The organism is Burkholderia sp. Bp9031 (assembly GCF_003857965.1).
GTDB classification, from domain to species: Bacteria; Pseudomonadota; Gammaproteobacteria; order Burkholderiales; family Burkholderiaceae; genus Burkholderia; species Burkholderia ambifaria_A.
Genome location: NZ_QTPW01000007.1, coordinates 91,415 through 110,984 on the forward strand (window position 1 = coordinate 91,415; position 19,570 = coordinate 110,984).

Here is a 19,570-nt window from a genome sequence, read left to right on the forward strand (position 1 = left end):
CGGCCCTCCGCTCACACGGCACCTGGACGCAGCCGCAAACTGTTTAGCAACGTGTCCCACGTTTGCAGCGCCCCTGCTTCATCTACCGGCGATGTTGCCTCTTCCGGCTTCAAGTCGGGACTGCTCGCGCCAAGCAACATCTGAATTGCCGTATGTGGTTTCGCCAGCGTGCTTTCATCGCCCGGTGCAAGAAGATAAAAACGGTATGACGTAATATCGCCCTCCTTCAACTCGAACAACACTTCCTCTGCATCCATCCCCGCAACCGTGCGCTTGCCTTGTCGCAGGATTCGATAATGGCCGGGCAATCGATCCATCTGCGCGCGCAATTGCGGCAACGTCTTGGTCAACGGCTCTTTCAGATCCGTGTCCACCGCGTCACGCATCTTAATCACCAGCAACGCCGGTCGGCCCGGCATCAATGCGAATGACTGGCTAACTTCCTCAGTATAGGTCGATGAACCGGTGACGATTCCACCGTCGAAACAGAATCCCGATTCCGCAGGCACCGTCCAGTTATCGCGCGCCTTGATACGACGAATCGTATCATTATAAATATCTTCCACCCTACCAATTGCAGATGAACCAACTCCACCAGTCGTATGAAAAAGCGTGCCTTTATCATAGACAAATCCCTCGGTATTAAAAGGTAGCACAACCCCCTCAGTCGCAGCATCCTGGTACACGAACACCCTCGAATCTTTGACCGGAGAAAATGCCCTTTCAAGCCACGGATGACTCGTTTCTTTATTTTTATTTCCAGGGTCTATACGTCGCTTATTGCGTAACTCGCTCTCCCTCGCTTCAACCTTAGCTTGATAATTTGCAAGCGAAACATTGTACGTGGTCTGCAACTTCTCCCCACGAAACTCATATCGCTGATTCGAAATTTCGCTCATCACGGGCCGGTTGAACACGAAACGACCGATACACCACGGACGCGATTTGGAAAGCAAGGGATTAGTCATCGTCGGTTCCCCGGAAAACACAATCGAACAGGCGCACACGCCCGCCACAAACAACAGAAATTTCAGGAATCGTTTCAGCATGATGGCTCCTGCGCATCCTGCGCGATCTGCACGATGCTGTAGAGCAACGCCCATCGAGTCCACGGATGGTTAAAGCTCCCCTGGTGATCGTAGCCGCCCTGCACAAACGCCATCTGTACGCCTTGTGCCGGATCACCGTCTACTCCCGGTCTCAACCCACGTGCCTGCGCGTCGGCCGACCACGCGGGCACCGTAGCATCACCAACAATGATTCCGTTCTTATCCGGATCGGGGACAGTTGCCTCAGCGGGCAACTTCGCAACCTTCTGCACCTCAAAATCGATGGTTGCGTTGCGCGAATCCAAATACACCCGCACGTTCCCTCTATGCGAATCATCCGCACGCATGAACCGAGCGGCGCGCAATTCCTCCTCCGTAACGCCTGCCGGGATATTTCCCTTCCAAATCACTTTACCAAACGTTAGCAACTTTTCGAGCGGCAGACCTTTTTCGATGCCCGGCTTATCTTTGCCCCCACCTTCAGCTTCATCTTGCGATTTTTTATGCAACTCTCCAATTCCATTATATGCCGCGTATGTTCTCGCATGATAAAGGTTCGTTATTTTATTCTGCTTCGCAACAACATCCTTGATGGTTTCATAAAAATTGTCCAAAACCGTTTTCCCCTGCCCAATTTTATCGAGCCTCTTTTTCACGATTCCCGCCGGGTCTAACAAGGACGGATCAGGCACCAAGCCATACCATTTTGAATTCATATAAATTTCTTTGTATGCATCGCCATTCTTAGGCAACTCCATGACCACCTCACTATTGAGTCGCGCGAACACCCACCATGGTTTGCCATTGATGTAATCCGGCATGGGTGTCAGTTCAAACGGCCCTGGTGCATTCGCCATCACCGCCACAAACTCGTCCGCATCACGACCAACCAGGCTGCCATTAATAAAGCTGTTCATCCCACCTTCATTACCGCCGCCGGTCCTGAACCGTTTGACAGCAACAGGCGCGCCAGTCGCCGGCTGCACGTTGTGAAACACTCCGTGCATCAAATCTTCCGCGCCATGCATTGCAATCGCCATCCGCGCGACCAGTCCCCCCATAGAGTGCGTCAAGATGATCGCCTTACCACTATGGTTCTCTGCAATGATTTCCTTGATTCCCATCAGGCGCGTTATTTTCTTCGTCTTCGGGTCTTGGTAATTGGATCCTTCAACCACCTGCTTTCCCGAGTCCGCGTTCGACTGCAACCAGTTGTAGCCGATTGCATACACGCGATACCGGAACTTCGAGAAATGCTCGAATTCCGCAGAATTCAGAGTAATCTTCCCGCCCTTCCCAAGCGCACCGTATTCGGCTGGATCGGTGTCGATCACGGGCTTGAGCGTCCATTTCTCGCCGTCGGGGTCTGGCGTGACCCACGGCCCGTGCGGTTCCCCCAAAAGCTTCGGCTGATTCAGCGTTTCTTCGAGCCACGCCAGCACCGGGTGATAACTCGTGCGGTGAATCGAGCCCCATCCGCGCCGTCTGGCTTCTTTTTCGTCGACGAACTGCTCAGGAACATCGTTCTTGCCATGCTTGCCGACATTGATCGGCCCGAGCGGCGTCACCGCCGCCCTAGTCGGATCGAACTGCCTTTCCCGCGTTGTTGCGCTCGTGAACCACAAGCCAAGCAGCGCCGGAAGCGCACCCAGGTTACCGAGCATGCCGTCCGTGTTTGGTGCAAAGAACAGTTCATTGCCATTTTCGTTATCCGTCAGCAATGATCCCATCACGCCCGGCAGAAAGATCACGGGAATAATGGGCCGTACGTCACACAACAGTTCCTTCTGCCGCGTATCGCTCGCCGGGGTAAGCGTAAACGTTCCGTAGGACGAGCCGTCCGGAGCTGTACGTCCCGTCTGTCGCACGACCTCCTGCTCCGCATCGTCGCTGAATGGCGAGTCGCCCCCTTGATTACCTGCCTGATTGTCGCTCATAGAATTTTCTGGATCAGTTTCAATCGGTCGCGAAGAGATCATTCCGAGCCGTTGCCCGAGCTCGCGGGCAGCTCCGGACGAAGCGCATGCAATTTCAGCGTCTCGATGTCCTCATTCTTCTGCTCGGCAACGTGGCCCAACTCATTCGTCATTCCCTTGATGCGAGTGCCGTCGCCCCGCACCAGTTCATAGGGGTGATTCTTCAACACCTCGCCAGAGATGCGATCTCGCAGCACATAGGGATCGTTGAATTTGGCCTGCGGCAGGCTGTTCATGTGCTGCGCAATCGAACTAGGTCCCTGTCGGCTGAGCGACGCCGATTTGATCGTGCGAGGGCCTTGTGTGCCGTCTTCAATGCCAGCGGCCATCCACTTTGTGTAGGAGCCACCGGCCTTGATGATGATTTCATCGGCATCAAGCACAATGCGCTTGGCCTTTACAGTCACGTCTTTCCCCGCGTTGACGCTCACGTCATCCGTGTTGGCCGACAGCTTGATCGGCCCTTTCGCGGTCACGAAGTACGCACCGAGTTTCTGCGCGAAGAAGCTCACCTTTTCTGCAGCCGCCACGACGAACGACTTGCCGGTTGCAACGTACGTGTTCTCGTTACTGACAACGTTGACCTCTTTCTCGGCGACGATATGCGTCGAGCTGTCCGCGATCAGTGCGATGTCCTTCGGCGTCGATACCAAGATGTTCGGCTGCGCAAATCCGTTCGCGCTACCAGTACCACCGCCTGCCGTCACCCCACCTGACGTATCGCCCGATACCGGGTGCTGGATGTCCTTCGACAGCGCCTTGAGCGCATCCTGTCCGGTTTGCAGCGATTCCGCCTGAGCGGTCGTGCTTGCGCTGGACAACGACTCGACCAGCATTCCCGCCTGCTGCAACTGCGATCGCGCCTCGTCCACGCCCATCTGCTCGTCGTCGTAGGATTTCGAGTGCGCACTGATAGAGAGCCCCTTGCTGGCACGAACCGCACCGAACTCGTCAGCGTGCAAGATGAAGCCGGCACCCAAATACTGACCTCGTGTGTTGCCGTCTTGCTTGATCAGTTAGCCCTGTGTCAGGGCCGCATAGCTCTTGCCCGTGTAGCTGACCAGCCGCGTCCCGCTTTGATTCGTGGAATCGTCATGGACGAACGAGTTGTAGGCGCCTGTTTTGCCGAACCCTTCCGACTTAAACCCGGAAAGTAATGCGTTCGAATGCCATTGGGAAGGGGTCGTCCCGCCATTGATTCGCCCCAACACGAACGGCTTGTCACAGTCGCCGTTCCAGTAACCGACGATGACCCATTCCCGCGCCCTCGGAACATGAACCGCTCCATAACCGTTCCCGGTATCGGATTGAAGCGACGACAGCAACGGTGAGGAATTGAAGGCGTGCAGTGGATTCTTGCGATCCCATGCGAAATGCACCCTGATCTGGTTTCGGTCGTTGGTCCACGCTTCCGCGCCATCCGGGGTCACGACAAGCGCGTGTTCGATCGACATGACCGGCTTCGGATGATCCAACGGACTCCGGTATTCAACAGCCGTGGGCTGCGCTTCGACTTCGAGCACGAAAAATCCGGCCGAACCATCCGCCTCATGTCCAAGCGTCTTGAACCGCTCACGGTGAATCGCCTGTTGCTCGGCCAGCGTTGCACGAAGACTTTGCGGAAACTCGGCCGTCTGCTGACCAATCGGGACGTTGTTCTCGATGAACCAACGCGCCTCGACCACCAGAAACTCTCGCTTCTTCGCATCACCGTCTTCGTGGCGGGGATGTCCGTTCAACGCAAACCGCGAACCGGCATCGAGCCACCGCACGCCTCCGACGCCGAAATATCGGCTTGCTCGCGCATCCCATATCTCTACTCGCCGACGCGCTCGCACCTCGCCCGTGTCTGAGCTGGAATAGCCGTAAGCCGTCGATTCGTAGACCGTCATCGGCGCATTAGGAACGCTATGCTCAGCTTTCTGGCGGCGCTCCTCCGTGACATAGCTCGTCGCGGCGAGCCCGCTCTCGACCTGAAAATCGGAAGTGGGCCGCTTGTAGTCAAACGCGCGTGACATGTAACGCGTGCTCTGCATCGTCTGCACTGCAGCCCAATGGGCGAAACCGTCGGATTCGTTGCTATCGTTGGCCCGAATAAATTCGACCGACTTCGCGTCGGGAAGTGTCGAGACGCGGTCAACGATTACGAGCGTCGTCGTGGGGGCGTCACCTTCGCCAACGTTTTCGTGAGTCCAGTAGAAATACCAGCCCTCGGCTTCAGCCAGGCGGTTCACGAAGTGAAGATCGGATTCGCTTTGCCTGCACCACGAGCGCTTGACAGGATCGGACGACAGCGCGAAACGGTACTGTCCGCGCAGTTGCGGATATCGATCAAACACGTCGGAAATGATCTCGCGGGCGTCTTTCTCGAGCCAGCCTTCTTCGTTGTGGGTTTTCTCAAGGAAGACCAACGCCGATGAAAACTCGAGCTGGTACGTCGAAAGGCCACCGTTTCCGCCCAAATAGGCGACCCGATGCACGAAGCCGTGGACTGGGCGATAAACGGGAACAGCAAAGGGAGCCGTGACTTGCTGAATCTGCAACGTAACGGGCTGGTGCATCAGCGACAGCAGTGCAGTATCGTCGCGTGTCGACGCAACGTCGATCGTGTACGAATAGTCACGCCCGATTCTGGCCGATCCGCGCGCACGTAGCGGCACCAACGCATTCTTGCCGAGCGGCGTATCCAGCATCAACAGTCGCCCCTGCTGCAAAACGCCCTTGCTTATCGCCTCACGGAGGTCGCGCAACTTCAGGTCCCCGAGTGCGGACGGTCTGATATCCATTTTCGTTATCTCTCTCAGGTTCGACCGTCAAAACAGTGGCACAAAGACGGTCAGCCATTGCGACAGCAAGTCGCTCGCGCGATTTTATCTAAAATCTGACAAATATAGTTTGGCTTGACAAAAATTGGCGCCAGATCACCTATTAGGGACTCGCATTCCGGCACAATAGGCGACAGCAAGTCGTTGGTCAGAAATTTGACAAGCCGTGCTTAAGCGTCGGAGATGACGTGGGAAGGAATCATCAATTGATCGTCGCGGAGGGTGAGCACCCTCTGGACCGCGATCATGCCATCGGCCGCGGTCGAAAATTTACCTTCAGCTTTGCCGCGAACGGCGCAATCGTGAAGCGCCGCTTCAGCGACACGGAAAACATCCAGGTCACTTCGCCCCTCTGTCGCTTCGTGAACGAAGGATGCGCAGTAGACCGCGTTGAACAGTTACGCGACGATCAACGCATTGCCACTGCCGATTGCGAGCGAATGGTAGGCCATGTGATGTTCGACCGATTTGCGGCGAGCAACTGACGCCGGAATAGATAACAGCATCTCCTTCGTCATGGTCGCCGATTGCTTCAATGGCCGCCGTTTAGTCGCGGGGAGTAGAAAACGCGTTGTCGCGAGGCAGCAACTGCGGGCATCGCGCTTGCGACCCTTTTTCGTTTTGTCCGCCGCCTGCTTCCTTCCATCGATCGCCGCTCCACCCGCACCCCGCGCACGAAACTTGCTGGAACACGCGATAATGTCCGCGACCAACCCGCAACCGCGCATGAAAAACCACGTTTTCAAGACCACCCTGCTCGGCGCGCTGCTCGCACTCGGCGCGTCGGGCGCCGTGTCGGCCAAGTCGCTCGACGACGCGCTCGACTGCCATTCGAATGGCCACAAGTTCGTCGCGCCGCTGCTCGCGGCCGGAGACATCCAGTCGGAGCCGATGCACGTCGAAGCGAATTCGGTGAACGCGTTCCGCACGAATCACCCGCTGACTGCCTACGGCTTCGGTGTCTATGTCGTGCTCGGCTACCAGGCGAACGACCCGATCTTCCAGCCGGGCGACGGCACGCCGATCGGTAACTGGGCGTACGGCGTCGTGGTACGCGGCACAAAGAACGCGGTCGAGCAGGCCGTGCGCAAGGCCGGCAGCGACGCGACCGTCAAGCAGGCATTCCCGTTCCTGACCGCGATCGTGTGCTCGGACTGAGCGTGTCGTAAAGAAAATTGCGCGGCGCGAGCGCGCCGCGTCGGTATCGTCTCCGGGGTCGTCTCGTTACGCGCCCGTATAAACCACGCGATACGGAATGCCGACCTTCTCCCACTCGGCCGCTTCCTGGCTGAGACTATAGTCGGTCAGCGGATTCTGCTCGACCCATGCGCTCGGCAGGCGCACTTCATACCCGCCCTTCTTCATCTGCGACACGGAAATGTCCGGCAGCCCGGCATCGGTCCGGCGCCGGCACAGCAGCGCGGCGAGTCGCAGACAGAACAGCAGCGGCCATTCGACGTCGCGCGCCTGCGACAGCTTGCCGAGCTTGCCTGCATGCCCGAGCACGAGCGCGGCGAGGCGCGCCTGGTCGGTACGCGAAAAACCCGGCATGTCGGCGTTGCTCGCGATATAGGCCGAATGCTTGTGATACGAGCTGTGCGAGATCGACAAGCCGATCTCGTGCAACGCGGCGGCCCAGCCGAGGAACATCCGGCCTTCCTCGCGTTCTTCGTCGTCGGACACGTCGAGTTCGTCGTAGAACCGCACGGCCAGTGCACCAATGCGCTCGGCCTGCGCGCGATCGACACCGTAGCGGCGCGTGAAGCCTTCGACGGTCACCGCGCGCATGTCCTCGTGCTGGGTCCGCCCGAGCAGGTCGTACAGCACGCCAAGACGCAGCGCGCCGTCGGTGGTATCGACATAGTCGACACCCAGTTCCTCGAACACCGCGAGCATGATCGCGAGGCCGCCGGCGAGCACCGGCACGCGGTCGGGTTTCAGCGCGATCAGCTTCAACCGGTTCACGTTTTCCGACTTGATCAGCGCGCGCTTCAGGCGTTCGAGCCCGCCGCGCGAAATGCCGTGCGTGATGCCCGGGTCGTTGAAGCCGTTCGCCTCGACGAGTTCCGCGAGCGCACGCGCGGTGCCGGACGAACCGATCGCCTGGTCCCATCCGGCCTTCTTGTACTCGCTCGAAATGATCTGGATCTCGCGCTTGGCCGCGAGTTCGGCCTGCCGCATCGTGTATTCGTCGACGTTGCCGGCCGGGAAGAACGCACGGCTATGGCTCACGCAGCCGATGTAGAGACTCTCCATCACGATCGGCGTGTAGTGCGAGCCGATGATGAATTCGGTCGAGCCGCCGCCGATGTCGACGACGAGCCGCTTGCCGGCGCTCGCCGGCACCGAATGCGCGGCACCCGCATAGATCAGGCGCGCCTCTTCGCGGCCCGCGATCACTTCGATCGGAAAACCGAGCGCCGCTTCGGCCTCGCCGAGGAATTCGCCCGCATTCTTCGCGACACGCAGCGTGTTGGTCGCCACCGCGCGCACATGATCGGGATGGAAATCGCGCAGGCGCTCGCCGAACCGCTTGAGCGCCTCCCAGCCACGCTCCTGCGACGCGCGATCGAGCATCTTGTCGCTCGACAGGCCCGCGGCCAGTCGAACGGGCTCGCGCAGCGCATCGACGGGATAGATCTGGCTGCCCGCCGGCGTTTCCTCGACGCGCCCGACAATCAGCCGGAAGCTGTTCGAGCCGAGATCGACGGCAGCCAGCAAGTGGGGGGATGTAACCATCAGAAGGGAGCTCCGTGCGCGTTCGCCCGCGGCAGCCGCTGCGGCCATGCTGGACGATCATTCAAAGGCGACATTTTAAGCGTGGAACGCTTGCCGTTGCCACGCTTCACGGGCATGTACACGGGTAGATTGTATATGGCCGAAACATTTATGAGACAAAACGGTCACGGCGTAGAATTTCCCGATATAAATACATTATCGTCATCAGCACGTCATCGTACCGTGAGAGTTTCCGAGCATCCTTTCGAATCATCGCCCGAATTACCCCCTACTCTGCCGATGTCCGTCCGTTATCCGCTTCTCAATCGTGAACTCGGCATCCTCGGTTTCAACGAGCGCGTGCTGGCCCAGGCGGCTGACCCGCAGATTCCGCTGCTCGAGCGGTTGCGCTTCATCTGCATCACCAGCAGCAATCTCGACGAGTTCTTCGAAGTCCGGATGGCCGGCCTTCAGGAACAGATCCGCGACAACCCCGGCGCACTGACGCCTGACGGCATGTCGTTACAGCACGCTTACGATCTCGTCGTCGAGCGCGCACAACGGCTCGTGCACCGCCAGTACACGATGCTGCACGAAACCGTGCTGCCCGCGCTCGAACAGGAAGGCATCTACTTCCACGCGAGCGACACGTGGAACGACGAGCAGCTCGAATGGGCGCGCCGTTACTTCCTCGACGAACTGCTGCCGGTGCTGACGCCGATCGGCCTCGATCCCGCGCACCCGTTCCCGCGCGTGCTGAACAAGAGCCTGAATTTCGTCGTCGAGCTCGAAGGCCGCGACGCGTTCGGCCGCCAGGCGGTGATGGGTATCGTTCAGGCGCCGCGCGCGCTGCCGCGCGTCGTGCGCATGCCACAGGCGCTGTCGGGCTTCGAGCACGGCTTCGTGCTGCTCAGCTCGTTCATGCAGCGCTTCGTCGGCGAACTGTTCCCGCAACTCGTCGTGAAGAGCTGTAACCAGTTCCGCATCACGCGCAACAGCGAACTGTTCGTCGACGAGGACGAAATCACCAACCTGCGCGTCGCGCTGCAGGGCGAACTACCCGCGCGCCACCTCGGCAACGCGGTGCGGCTCGAAGTGTCGGCCGACACGCCGGCACATATCGTGCGCCGCCTGCTCGAGGAAAGCCTGCTCGGCGAGAAGGACTGCTATCGCGTGTCCGGCTCCGTGAATCTCGTGCGACTGATGCAGATCCCCGATCTCGTCGACCGCCCGGACCTGAAGTTCGCGCCGTTCGCCGCGTCGATCCCGCCCGCGATCGCCAACGCGCCGACGATGTTCGACGCGATCGACGACGGCGACATCCTGCTGCACCATCCGTACGAAAGTTTCCAGCCGGTGCTCGAACTGCTTCAGCAGGCCGCGAAGGACCCGAGCGTCGTCGCGATCAAGCAGACGATCTACCGGACCGGCACTGATTCGCCGCTGATGGACGCGCTGATGGAAGCCGCGCGCAACGGCAAGGAAGTGACCGTCGTCGTCGAGCTGCTCGCGCGCTTCGACGAGGAAACCAACATCAACTGGGCGTCGCAACTCGAAGCCGTGGGTGCGCATGTCGTGTACGGCGTGGTCGGTCACAAGTGCCACGCGAAGATGATGCTGATCGTGCGCCGCGTCGTGCAGGGCGGCAAGGCGACGCTGCGACGCTACGTGCACCTCGGCACCGGCAACTATCACCCGCGCACCGCCCGCCTCTATACCGACTTCGGGCTGATGACGGCCGACCAGAAGATCTGCGAGGACGTCCACCACGTCTTCCAGCAACTGACCGGGATCGGCGGCGAGCTCACGCTGCACGAGCTGTGGCAGTCGCCGTTCACGCTGCATCCGCGCATCATCGAATCGATCCGCGCGGAGATCGACAATGCACGAGCCGGCAAGCGCGCACGCATTGTCGCGAAGATGAACGCGCTGCTGGAGCCGTCGGTGATCGCCGCGCTGTACGAAGCGTCGCAGGCCGGCGTCAAGGTTGACCTGATCGTGCGCGGCGTGTGCGCGCTGAAGCCGGGCGTGCCGGGGCTGTCCGAAAACATCACGGTGCGCTCGATCGTCGGCCGCTTCCTCGAACACCACCGCATCTACTATTTCCACGCGGGCGGTGCCGAGGACGTCTATCTGTCGAGTGCCGACTGGATGGACCGCAACCTGTTCCGCCGCGTCGAAGTCGCGTTCCCGGTCCGCGAGCGCAAGCTGAAGCGCCGCGTGATCGCAGAAGGGTTGTCGGTCTGCCTCGGCGACAACCAGTCGGCATGGCAGATGCACAGCGACGGCCACTACCGCCGGCGTCGCGCGGGCAAGACGATCCGCAACGCTCAACTCGGGCTGCTTGCGAAGTTCTGTTCGTAGGCACACGGCACGCGATTTCACGCGCCGCGGCAACAAACAAAAAAGCACAGCCCTCGGGCTGTGCTTTTTTGTTTCCCGGGGGGGCCGACGTGAGGCGCCCCATCCGCATCACGCGCTCATACGCTCACGCCTCGAACGCAGCCGGCCTGATCGCGATGATCCGCGACGCCGGGAACCGCGCGGTGAACGTGCTGCCGCGCCCTTCCTCGCTCTGCACGTACAGGTGCGAGTCGTGCCGCTGCAGCACGTGCTTGACGATCGCAAGACCGAGCCCCGTGCCACCCGTGTCGCGCGAGCGGCTGCGGTCGACGCGGTAGAAGCGCTCGGTCAGCCGCGGCAGGTCGGCGGCCGGAATGCCGAAGCCGCTGTCAGTGACGGAGAACACGCCCTGTGCCCCCTCGCGCCGCCACGACACGACGATCTTGCCGCCGTCCGGCGTATAGCGGATCGCGTTGGTGACGAGATTCGCGAATGCGCTGAACACTTCGGTCTGTGCGCCCGTGACGCCGAGCGTCTCGTCGATCGTGAACGCGATCTCGTGATGCCCGTTCGACAGCGTCTGCGCATCCTCCTTCAGATGGTCGAACACGGCACGCATGTCGATCGCGTGATCCATCGGCGGCTTGCTTTCGCCCTCGAGCTTCGCGAGCACCAGCAGGTCGGTGACGATGTGCCGCATCCGCGACGCCTGCTGCTCCATCATCTCGAGATAGCGCGCGCGATCCTCTTCGTTCAGCGGCAGTTCGCGCATCGTCTCGAGAAAGCCCGACAGTACGGTGAGCGGCGTCTTCAGTTCGTGCGACACGTTCGCGACGAAGTCGCGCCGCATCGCGTCGGTCCGCTCGAGCTCCGTGATGTCCTGCGTAAGCAGCAGCTTGCGGTTCTCGCCGTACGGAAACACCTGCACTTCCAGCACGTTCTGCCGCGAGCCGCCCATCCCGCGCATCACGAGCGTCTCGTCGTAATGCTGCGCGTTCAGGTAGCGGACGAAATCCGGATGACGCACCAGGTTCGTGATGTGCTGGCGCAGGTCGCGTTTCGCATCGAGGCCGAAGTGCACCTCGGCGATCGCGTTGCACCACTCGATCTGGTCATGATCGTCGAGCATCGCGACGCCGTTCGGCGACGCCTGGATCGCCTGGATGAAGCGCGAATGCTGCTGCTCGACCTGCCGCACCTGCGCGTGCCACTGCTTCGCGAGCTTGTGCAGCCGATAGTAGATTTCACCCCAGATGCCGGGTGCGCTCGGCACCTCGCCGTAGACGGGCGCATCGAGCAGGCGCCACAGGCGTTGCGTATGGAAGGTACTGAAGAAGCCCTGCGCGACCAGCATCACGACCGCGAACCCGAGGGCCGCGATCGGGCCGGCGAACACGCCGACCAATACGCTGATCAGCACGAGCAGCACGAGCGACACGAGAAAGCGCGCCCAGATGATGTTCATGATTCAGCGCCCGAAAGAATGAACGGCATGCCGTGGCACACGGCATGCCCGGATACGTTACGCGTGCTTGGCGAGCCGGTAGCCGCTGCCGCGCACGGTCTCGATCATCGCATCGCAGCCAGCCGGTTTCAAGGCCGCGCGCAATCGTTTGATGTGCACGTCGACGGTGCGCTCTTCGACGAACACGTGATCGCCCCAGACCTGATCGAGCAGTTGCGTGCGGCTGTGCACGCGCTCCGGGTGCGTCATGAAGAAATGCAGCAGGCGGAATTCGGTCGGGCCGAGATCGAGCTTGATCTCGCTGCCGTCGCCATGTGCGGCGACCCGGTGCGTGGCCGGATCGAGGCGCAGCCCGTTGATCGACACGACGTCCTCGGTCAGCTGCGGCGCGCGGCGGCGCAGCACGGCCTTGATGCGTGCCATCAATTCCTTCGGCGAGAACGGCTTCGTCACGTAGTCGTCCGCACCGATCTCGAGGCCGAGCACCTTGTCCTGCTCGTCGCCACGCGCGGTCAGCATGATGATCGGGATGTGCTTGGTCCGTTCGTTGTTGCGCAGGTCGCGCGCGAACGCGATACCGGACTTGCCCGGCAGCATCCAGTCGAGCAGCACGAGATCGGGCAGCACATCGCTGATCAGGTTCTGCGCCTGCTCCGCGTTGTACGCGCGGATCGGGCAGTGACCGGCATGCTGGAGATTCACCGAGATCAGTTCGGAAATCGCGGGCTCATCTTCAACGACGAGAATGTTGCTGGGCATCGGCACCTCTTTCTTTTCCTGTGCGTGGTCGCGTTAACTGTTGGCTTCGCGGTCGAGCGTGTCGCGCGGCTGGTGCCGCACGTCCGTGCCCTTCACGATGTAGATGATGAACTCCGCGATGTTCTTCGCGTGGTCGCCGATCCGTTCGATCGCCTTCGCGATGAACAGGTATTCGAGACCGACCGAGATCGTGCGCGGATCTTCCTGCATGTACGACACGAGCTTGCGCACGAACGCGCGGAATTCCTGATCGATTTCCTTGTCGTCCTTGACGATCTGCGCGGCGGCCACCGTATCGAGGCGCGCGAACGCGTCGAGCGCGCGGCGCAGGATCGTCACGGCCATCTCGCCCGATATCTTGATCTCGGCGATGTTCACCGCGCGCGCGGCAGGCTCGTCGATCAGGCGGCGCACGCGCTTCGCGATCTTCTCGGCTTCGTCGCCGGCGCGCTCGAGGTTCGTAATCGTTTTCGAAATCGACATCAGAAGACGCAGGTCGCGCGCGGCAGGCTGCCTCCGCGCGATGATGTTGCCGCACTCCTGGTCGATGTCGACTTCCATCGCGTTCAGCGTTTCCTCGGCCGCGATCACCCTCTCGGCCGTCTCGCGGTCGAATTCGTTCAGCGCATGCATCGCGCCGACGATCTGCGACTCGACGAGTCCGCCCATTTCCAGCACTTTCGACGACACGGCATTCAGGTCCGCGTCGAACTGGCTCGACAGATGTTTATCCGACATGGTTGTTGTTCTCCGTCATCAGCCGAAACGGCCGGTGATGTAGTCTTCCGTTTCCTTGCGCACCGGCTTGATGAAGATCTTTTCGGTTTCGCCGAATTCGATCAGCTCGCCCAGGTACATGTAGGCCGTGAAGTCCGAGCAGCGCGCGGCCTGCTGCATGTTGTGCGTGACGATCACGACCGTGTAGTCGCTCTTCAGCTCCGCGATCAGTTCCTCGATGCGGCCGGTCGAGATCGGGTCGAGCGCCGAGCACGGCTCGTCGAGCAGCAGCACTTCCGGACGGATCGCGATGCCGCGCGCAATGCACAGACGCTGCTGCTGGCCGCCTGACAGCCCGTAGCCGCTCTGGTTCAGCTTGTCCTTCACTTCGTTCCACAGCGCGGCCTTCGTCAGCGCCCACTCGACTCGGTCGTCCATCTCCGAGCGCGTGAGCTTTTCGAACATCTTCACGCCGAACGCGATGTTGTCGTAGATCGACATCGGGAACGGGGTCGGCTTCTGGAACACCATGCCGATTCGCGCACGCAGCAGCGAGATGTCGCGCTTGGTGGTCAGCAGGTTCTCGCCGTCCATCAGGATTTCGCCCTCGGCGCGCTGCTCCGGATAGAGCGCGTACATCTTGTTGAACGTACGCAGGAGCGTCGACTTGCCGCAGCCCGACGGGCCGATGAACGCCGTCACCTTCCCTTCGGGAATGCGCAGGTTGATGTTCTTCAACGCGTGGAACTTGTTGTAGAAGAAGTTGAGGTTGTTGACCTCGATCTTCGCGTTCAGCGGCGCCAGCGGACGACCATGCGCCGCATCTTGCGTGCCGGCGGGCGCAGCGGTGCGCTCGACGGGATTCAGGTGGCTTTCTGCCATATTCATCGGATTGCTCCGCCGTTACTTTTTCGAGAAGATCGAGCGCGCCAGGACGTTGAGTCCGAGCACCCCGAGCGTAATCAGGAACACGCCCGCCCATGCGAGCGACTGCCATTCCGCGAACGGGCTCATCGCGAACTTGTAGATCGTGACGGGCAGGTTCGCCATCGGCTGGCTCATGTCCCACGAGAAGAACTGGTTCGACAGCGCGGTGAACAGCAGCGGCGCCGTTTCGCCGGCAATCCGCGCGACCGCGAGCAGCACGCCCGTCACGATCCCGCCGACCGATGCGCGCAGCGTGATCTTCATCACCATGCGCCACTTCGGCGTGCCGAGCGCGACGGCCGCTTCGCGCAGCGCGTTCGGCACGAGCTTCAGCATGTTCTCGGTCGTGCGGATCACGATCGGAATCTGCAGCAGCGCGAGTGCGATCACGCCGGCCCAGCCCGAGAAGCGGCCCGACTTCGCGACGACGATCGCGTATACGAACAGGCCGATGACGATCGACGGCGCCGACAGCAGGATGTCGTTGATGAAGCGGATCGTGCTCGCGAGCAGGTTCTTCTGGCCGTATTCCGCGAGATAGACGCCCGCGAGGATGCCGATCGGCGTGCCGACCAGCGTGCCGAAACCGCACAGCAGCAGGCTGCCGACGATCGCGTTGGCCAGACCGCCGCCTTCCGTGTTCGGTGCCGGCGTCGACTCGGTGAACAGTTGCAGCGACAGGCCGCCGACGCCGAGATGCACCGTCGTGTAGAGAATCCACACAAGCCACAGCAGGCCGAATGCCATCGCACCGAGCGACGCGGTCAGCGCGATCGCGTTGGTGACCTTGCGCTTGCGTTGCAGGCGGTTGCGCATCGCGTCGAGCGCGGCGCCGTTCGGCCCCGGGAAATTCATGATGGACTCGCTCATTTCTTGCCCTCTCCCTTCTCGAGACGAAGCAGCAGCAGTTTGGAGATGGACAGCACGATGAACGTGATCACGAACAGGATCAGGCCCAGTTCCATCAGCGCGGACGTATGCAGGCCCGGTTGCGCTTCCGCGAATTCGTTCGCGAGCGCCGACGTGATGCTGTTGCCCGGCGCGAACAGCGACACGCTGTCGAGCAGGTTCGTGTTGCCGATCACGAAGGTCACGGCCATCGTTTCGCCGAGCGCGCGGCCGAGGCCGAGCATCACGCCGCCGATCACACCGGTCTTCGTATAAGGCAGGACGACCTTCCACATCACTTCCCACGTCGTGCAGCCGATCCCGTACGCCGATTCCTTCAGCAGAACGGGCGTGACTTCGAACACGTCGCGCATCACCGACGCGATGTACGGGATGATCATGATCGCGAGGATCACGCCAGCCGCGAGGATACCGATGCCGATCGGCGGCCCGGACGTCAGCGGACCGAGCACCCACACGTCCTTGAAGATGCGGCCGATCGGCTTCTGGAAGTATTCGGCGAAGATCGGTGCGAACACGAGCAGGCCCCACATGCCGTACACGATCGACGGAATCGCGGCGAGCAGCTCGATCGCGATGCCGAGCGGGCGGCGCAGCCACACGGGGGACAGTTCAGTGAGGAACAGCGCGATGCCGAAACTGACCGGCACCGCGATGACGAGTGCAATGAGCGACGTCACGAGCGTGCCGTAGATCGGCACGAGTGCGCCGTAGACATCCGAGTTCGGATCCCACTCGGATTGCCACAGGAAGCCGAGGCCGAACTTCTCGATGGTCGGCATCGACGCAATGATCAGGGAAACGATGATCCCGCCCAGCAGCAGCAGGGTCACGATCGCGGCAAGCCGTGCGAGGCCGCCGAACAGAACGTCACCGAGACGGCTCGGCGCACGTTGCGACGCGGCGTCGGCGGACCGGGAGGACGAATAGGAAATTTCAGACATGGGTGCCTGTTCTCGATCGCCGGGCGCCTTGACGCCCGGCCTTACCGCACACACTGCCCGACCGGCACGGCCGGGCAGCGAACCGCTGCAATGCTTACTCCGCGGCGACCGGCTTGCCCGATGCGTCCGTGACCTTCGTCTTCCACTGCTTGCGGATTTCCGTCTCGACCGACGCCGGCAGCGAGATGTAGTCGAGGCTGTCCGCTGCCTTCTCGCCGTTCTTGAACGCCCAGCTGAAGAACTTCAGCGTTTCCGCGCCCTGCTCCGGCTTGTCCTGCTTCGCGTGCAGCAGCACGAACGTCGCGCCGACGACCGGCCATGCTTCCTTGCCCGGCTGGTTCGTCAGGATCTGGTAGAACGACTTCGACCAGTTCGCGCCGGCAGCAGCGGCCTTGAACGTTTCCGTCTTCGGCTCGACCACCGTGCCCGTCGAGTTCTTCAGGGCCGTGTAGACCATGTTGTTCTTCTTCGCGTACGCCCACTCGACGTAGCCGACTGCGCCCGGCAGGCGCTGCACGAACGCTGCGACGCCGTCGTTGCCCTTGCCGCCCGTGCCCGTCGGCCAGTTGACCGTCGTGCCTTCGCCGACCTTCGACTTCCACTCGTCGTTGACCTTCGACAGGTAGTTCGTCCAGATGAAGCTCGTGCCCGAACCGTCAGCACGGCGAACGACGGCGATGTCCGTGTCCGGCAGCTTGACCTTCGGGTTCAGTGCGGCAATCGCCGGATCGTTCCACTTCTTGATCTTGCCGAGGTAGATGTCGCCGAGCACCGGGCCCGACAGCGTCAGTTCACCGGCCTTCACGCCCGGCACGTTGACGACCGGCACCACGCCGCCGACCACCGTCGGGAACTGGAACAGACCTTCCTTCGCGAGTTCGTCATCCTTCAGCGGAGCGTCCGAACCGGCAAAATCGACCGTCTTCGCATTGATCTGCTTCAGGCCGCCCGACGAACCGATGCCCTGGTAGTTCACCTTCGCGCCGCCGGACTGCTGGTAGTCTGCAGCCCATTTCGTATAGATCGGCATTGCGAACGTGCTGCCTGCGCCCGTGATGTCGGCAGCTTGCGCGGCGACTGCGAAAAGCGCGCCAGCCAGGCCGGCAATCGCGGTTTGCATCAATTTCATGAGACCTCCAGTGTGTGAGCGGATGACTACGGCACCGCGAAGGTTAGGGGCTCCTCATGACGATAATGTGACAATCGATGAAACTGGCGTGACAGTAACATGACTACTTGAAAGGGTATATCGGGCCCGCGCGGGCAGCCGCGCAGGCGCGGCGCGGCGGGGGACGGCGGCAAGAATTGCCGGCCGGAAAGGAGCGCCCCGAAGTCCCTGACGAAGGTGTGCGGGCGATCATGTCGCTGCGGAAGCAGACGGCCAGCCCTTGCCTGTACGCTGCCGCGACTGAGGGTCGAATGGTTTCTTCTGCGGATGAAATTCGCGCCGAAGCCCCCTCTATTTAATGGCGCAAACCTTTGCGTCTGACGAATTGCGGCGCCCGGAGGCGCCGCAAGTCCAATCACCGGAGGGGGCGGCGCGCACGGTCGGACCGTCGCGCGCCACCACCGATCCGGCTTAGCTCGTCGCCACGCGCACCGCGTCGGCGATCGCTTCCGCGTGACGGGTCGCGTCGGCCGCATGCTGCGCCTCGACCATCACGCGCAGCACGGGTTCGGTGCCCGATGCGCGGATCAGCACGCGGCCGCGGCCGGCAAGCGCGCTTTCGGCCGCGTCGATCGCCGCGCGAATCGATGTGCTGCCCTTCCAGTCGGCGCCCGGCTTCATCCGGACGTTGATCAGCTTCTGCGGGAACAGCGTGACGCCGTCGAGCATCTGCGCGAGCGTGCGGCCGCTGCGCTTGAGCGCAGCGAGCACCAGCAGCGCCGACACGATGCCGTCGCCGGTCGAATGACGGTCGAGCGACAGGATGTGGCCCGAGCCTTCCGCGCCGAGCTGCCAGCCACGCTCGCGCAGCTGTTCGAGCACGTAGCGGTCGCCGACCGCCGCGCGCACGAACTGCACGCCCTCGCGCTGCAACGCGACCTCGACCGCGAGGTTCGTCATCAGCGTGCCGACCGCGCCGTCGACCTTGCCGGCGGTCGCGATCCGGTCCTTCACGAGCACGTAGAGCAGCTCGTCGCCGTTGTACAGCCGGCCCGTCGAATCGACGACCTGCAGGCGGTCCGCATCGCCGTCGAGCGCGATGCCGAGATCCGCATGGTTCGCACGGACCGCGCGCACCAGTGCATCGGGCGCCGTCGCGCCGACACCGTCGTTGATGTTGAAGCCGTTCGGAGCGACGCCGATCGGGATCACGTCCGCGCCGAGTTCGTGGAACACGTGCGGTGCGATCTGGTACGCGGCGCCGTGCGCGCAGTCGATCACGAGCTTCAGCCCGCGCAGGTCGTATGCGGCCGGGAAGGTGCTCTTGCAGAACTCGATGTAGCGGCCGGCCGCGTCGTCGAGGCGGCGCGCCTTGCCGAGCCTGTCCGACGATGCGCATTCGAGCGGTTTGTCGAGCCACGCTTCGATCGCGGCTTCGGTATCGTCGGGCAGCTTGTTGCCGTCCGCGGAGAAGAACTTGATCCCGTTGTCCTGATACGGGTTGTGCGATGCGCTGATCACGACGCCGGCCGACAGGCGCAGCGCGCGCGTCAGGTACGCGACGCCCGGCGTCGGCATCGGACCGGCGAGCATCACATCGACGCCGGCTGCCGAGAAGCCGGCCTCGAGCGCGGCCTCGAGCATGTAGCCCGACACGCGCGTGTCCTTGCCGATCAGCACCGTCGGACGCGCACCCGCCGCGACGTCGGCCGTGCCGGCCAATACCTTGCCGGCTGCATAGCCGAGACGCAACACGAAATCAGGCGTGATGGGCGCCTCGCCCACCGTGCCGCGAATGCCGTCCGTGCCGAAATATCGACGTCCCATGGC

The 19,570-nt window shown here is 61.8% G+C and carries 14 protein-coding genes and 1 pseudogene; 3 read left to right on the forward strand and 12 right to left on the reverse strand.

Annotated features, from left to right (window positions below; translation table 11 throughout):
• Nucleotides 1-11 precede the first annotated feature (11 nt).
• From DIE15_RS36965 to DIE15_RS11690, 3 genes and pseudogenes are all read right to left on the reverse strand, one after another.
• On the reverse strand, nt 12-1,049 hold the full coding sequence (locus DIE15_RS36965) for a T6SS immunity protein Tli4 family protein (protein WP_311771972.1): 1,038 nt from the start codon (nt 1,047-1,049) through the stop codon (nt 12-14).
• Nucleotides 1,043-2,986, reverse strand: a complete 1,944-nt coding sequence (locus tag DIE15_RS11685) for a triacylglycerol lipase (RefSeq protein WP_124833261.1) — start codon at nt 2,984-2,986, stop codon at nt 1,043-1,045. Before DIE15_RS11685 ends, DIE15_RS36965 begins: the two co-directional genes overlap by 7 nt.
• Before the next feature lie 38 nt (nt 2,987-3,024).
• Nucleotides 3,025-5,811: pseudogene (locus DIE15_RS11690) on the reverse strand (type VI secretion system Vgr family protein).
• 227 nt (nt 5,812-6,038) lie between these two features.
• Between DIE15_RS11690 and DIE15_RS11695 the strand changes: the two are divergent.
• Nucleotides 6,039-6,335, forward strand: coding sequence for a hypothetical protein (locus DIE15_RS11695; protein ID WP_124833262.1), 297 nt, complete (start codon nt 6,039-6,041; stop codon nt 6,333-6,335).
• A 241-nt stretch (nt 6,336-6,576) separates the two neighbouring features.
• A complete protein-coding gene (locus DIE15_RS11700; RefSeq protein WP_057927928.1) occupies nt 6,577-7,008 on the forward strand; it encodes a hypothetical protein in 432 nt (143 codons plus the stop codon).
• 66 nt (nt 7,009-7,074) lie between these two features.
• On the opposite strand, the gene ppx is transcribed toward DIE15_RS11700, so the two are convergent.
• Nucleotides 7,075-8,589, reverse strand: coding sequence for an exopolyphosphatase (gene ppx, locus DIE15_RS11705; RefSeq protein WP_057927927.1), 1,515 nt, complete (start codon nt 8,587-8,589; stop codon nt 7,075-7,077).
• Between the two features lie 279 nt (nt 8,590-8,868).
• Here ppx and ppk1 point away from each other — a divergent pair, with 279 nt between their 5' ends.
• A complete protein-coding gene (ppk1, locus tag DIE15_RS11710) occupies nt 8,869-10,932 on the forward strand; it encodes a polyphosphate kinase 1 (RefSeq protein ID WP_057927910.1) in 2,064 nt (687 codons plus the stop codon).
• Nucleotides 10,933-11,056: 124 nt separating this feature from the next.
• Here the strand turns inward: ppk1 and phoR are convergent, their stop codons facing one another.
• The 8 genes from phoR to glmM all read right to left on the reverse strand — a co-directional run bounded on the left by phoR (nt 11,057) and on the right by glmM (nt 19,567).
• Complete coding sequence (gene phoR / locus DIE15_RS11715) at nt 11,057-12,376, reverse strand: phosphate regulon sensor histidine kinase PhoR (RefSeq protein ID WP_057927909.1); 1,320 nt, start codon at nt 12,374-12,376, stop codon at nt 11,057-11,059.
• A gap of 57 nt (nt 12,377-12,433) precedes the next feature.
• The gene (phoB, locus tag DIE15_RS11720; protein ID WP_006750313.1) at nt 12,434-13,135 is read right to left on the reverse strand and encodes a phosphate regulon transcriptional regulator PhoB; all 702 of its coding nucleotides are present in this window, start codon (nt 13,133-13,135) and stop codon (nt 12,434-12,436) included.
• 33 nt (nt 13,136-13,168) lie between these two features.
• Nucleotides 13,169-13,873, reverse strand: coding sequence for a phosphate signaling complex protein PhoU (gene phoU / locus DIE15_RS11725; RefSeq protein WP_057927908.1), 705 nt, complete (start codon nt 13,871-13,873; stop codon nt 13,169-13,171).
• Nucleotides 13,874-13,891: 18 nt separating this feature from the next.
• Nucleotides 13,892-14,740: a phosphate ABC transporter ATP-binding protein PstB gene (gene pstB, locus DIE15_RS11730; RefSeq protein ID WP_057927907.1), complete on the reverse strand. Its 849-nt coding sequence runs from the start codon at nt 14,738-14,740 to the stop codon at nt 13,892-13,894.
• A 15-nt stretch (nt 14,741-14,755) separates the two neighbouring features.
• Nucleotides 14,756-15,649, reverse strand: a complete 894-nt coding sequence (gene pstA / locus DIE15_RS11735; protein WP_124833263.1) for a phosphate ABC transporter permease PstA — start codon at nt 15,647-15,649, stop codon at nt 14,756-14,758.
• Nucleotides 15,646-16,632, reverse strand: coding sequence for a phosphate ABC transporter permease PstC (gene pstC, locus DIE15_RS11740; protein ID WP_057927905.1), 987 nt, complete (start codon nt 16,630-16,632; stop codon nt 15,646-15,648). Before pstC ends, pstA begins: the two co-directional genes overlap by 4 nt.
• A 94-nt stretch (nt 16,633-16,726) precedes the next feature.
• Nucleotides 16,727-17,761 carry a phosphate ABC transporter substrate-binding protein PstS gene (pstS, locus tag DIE15_RS11745; RefSeq protein WP_057927904.1) on the reverse strand — a complete coding sequence of 345 codons (1,035 nt, stop codon included), beginning with the start codon at nt 17,759-17,761 and terminating at the stop codon, nt 16,727-16,729.
• A gap of 450 nt (nt 17,762-18,211) precedes the next feature.
• Nucleotides 18,212-19,567: a phosphoglucosamine mutase gene (gene glmM / locus DIE15_RS11755; protein WP_057927903.1), complete on the reverse strand. Its 1,356-nt coding sequence runs from the start codon at nt 19,565-19,567 to the stop codon at nt 18,212-18,214.
• Between the last annotated feature and the right edge of the window lie 3 nt (nt 19,568-19,570).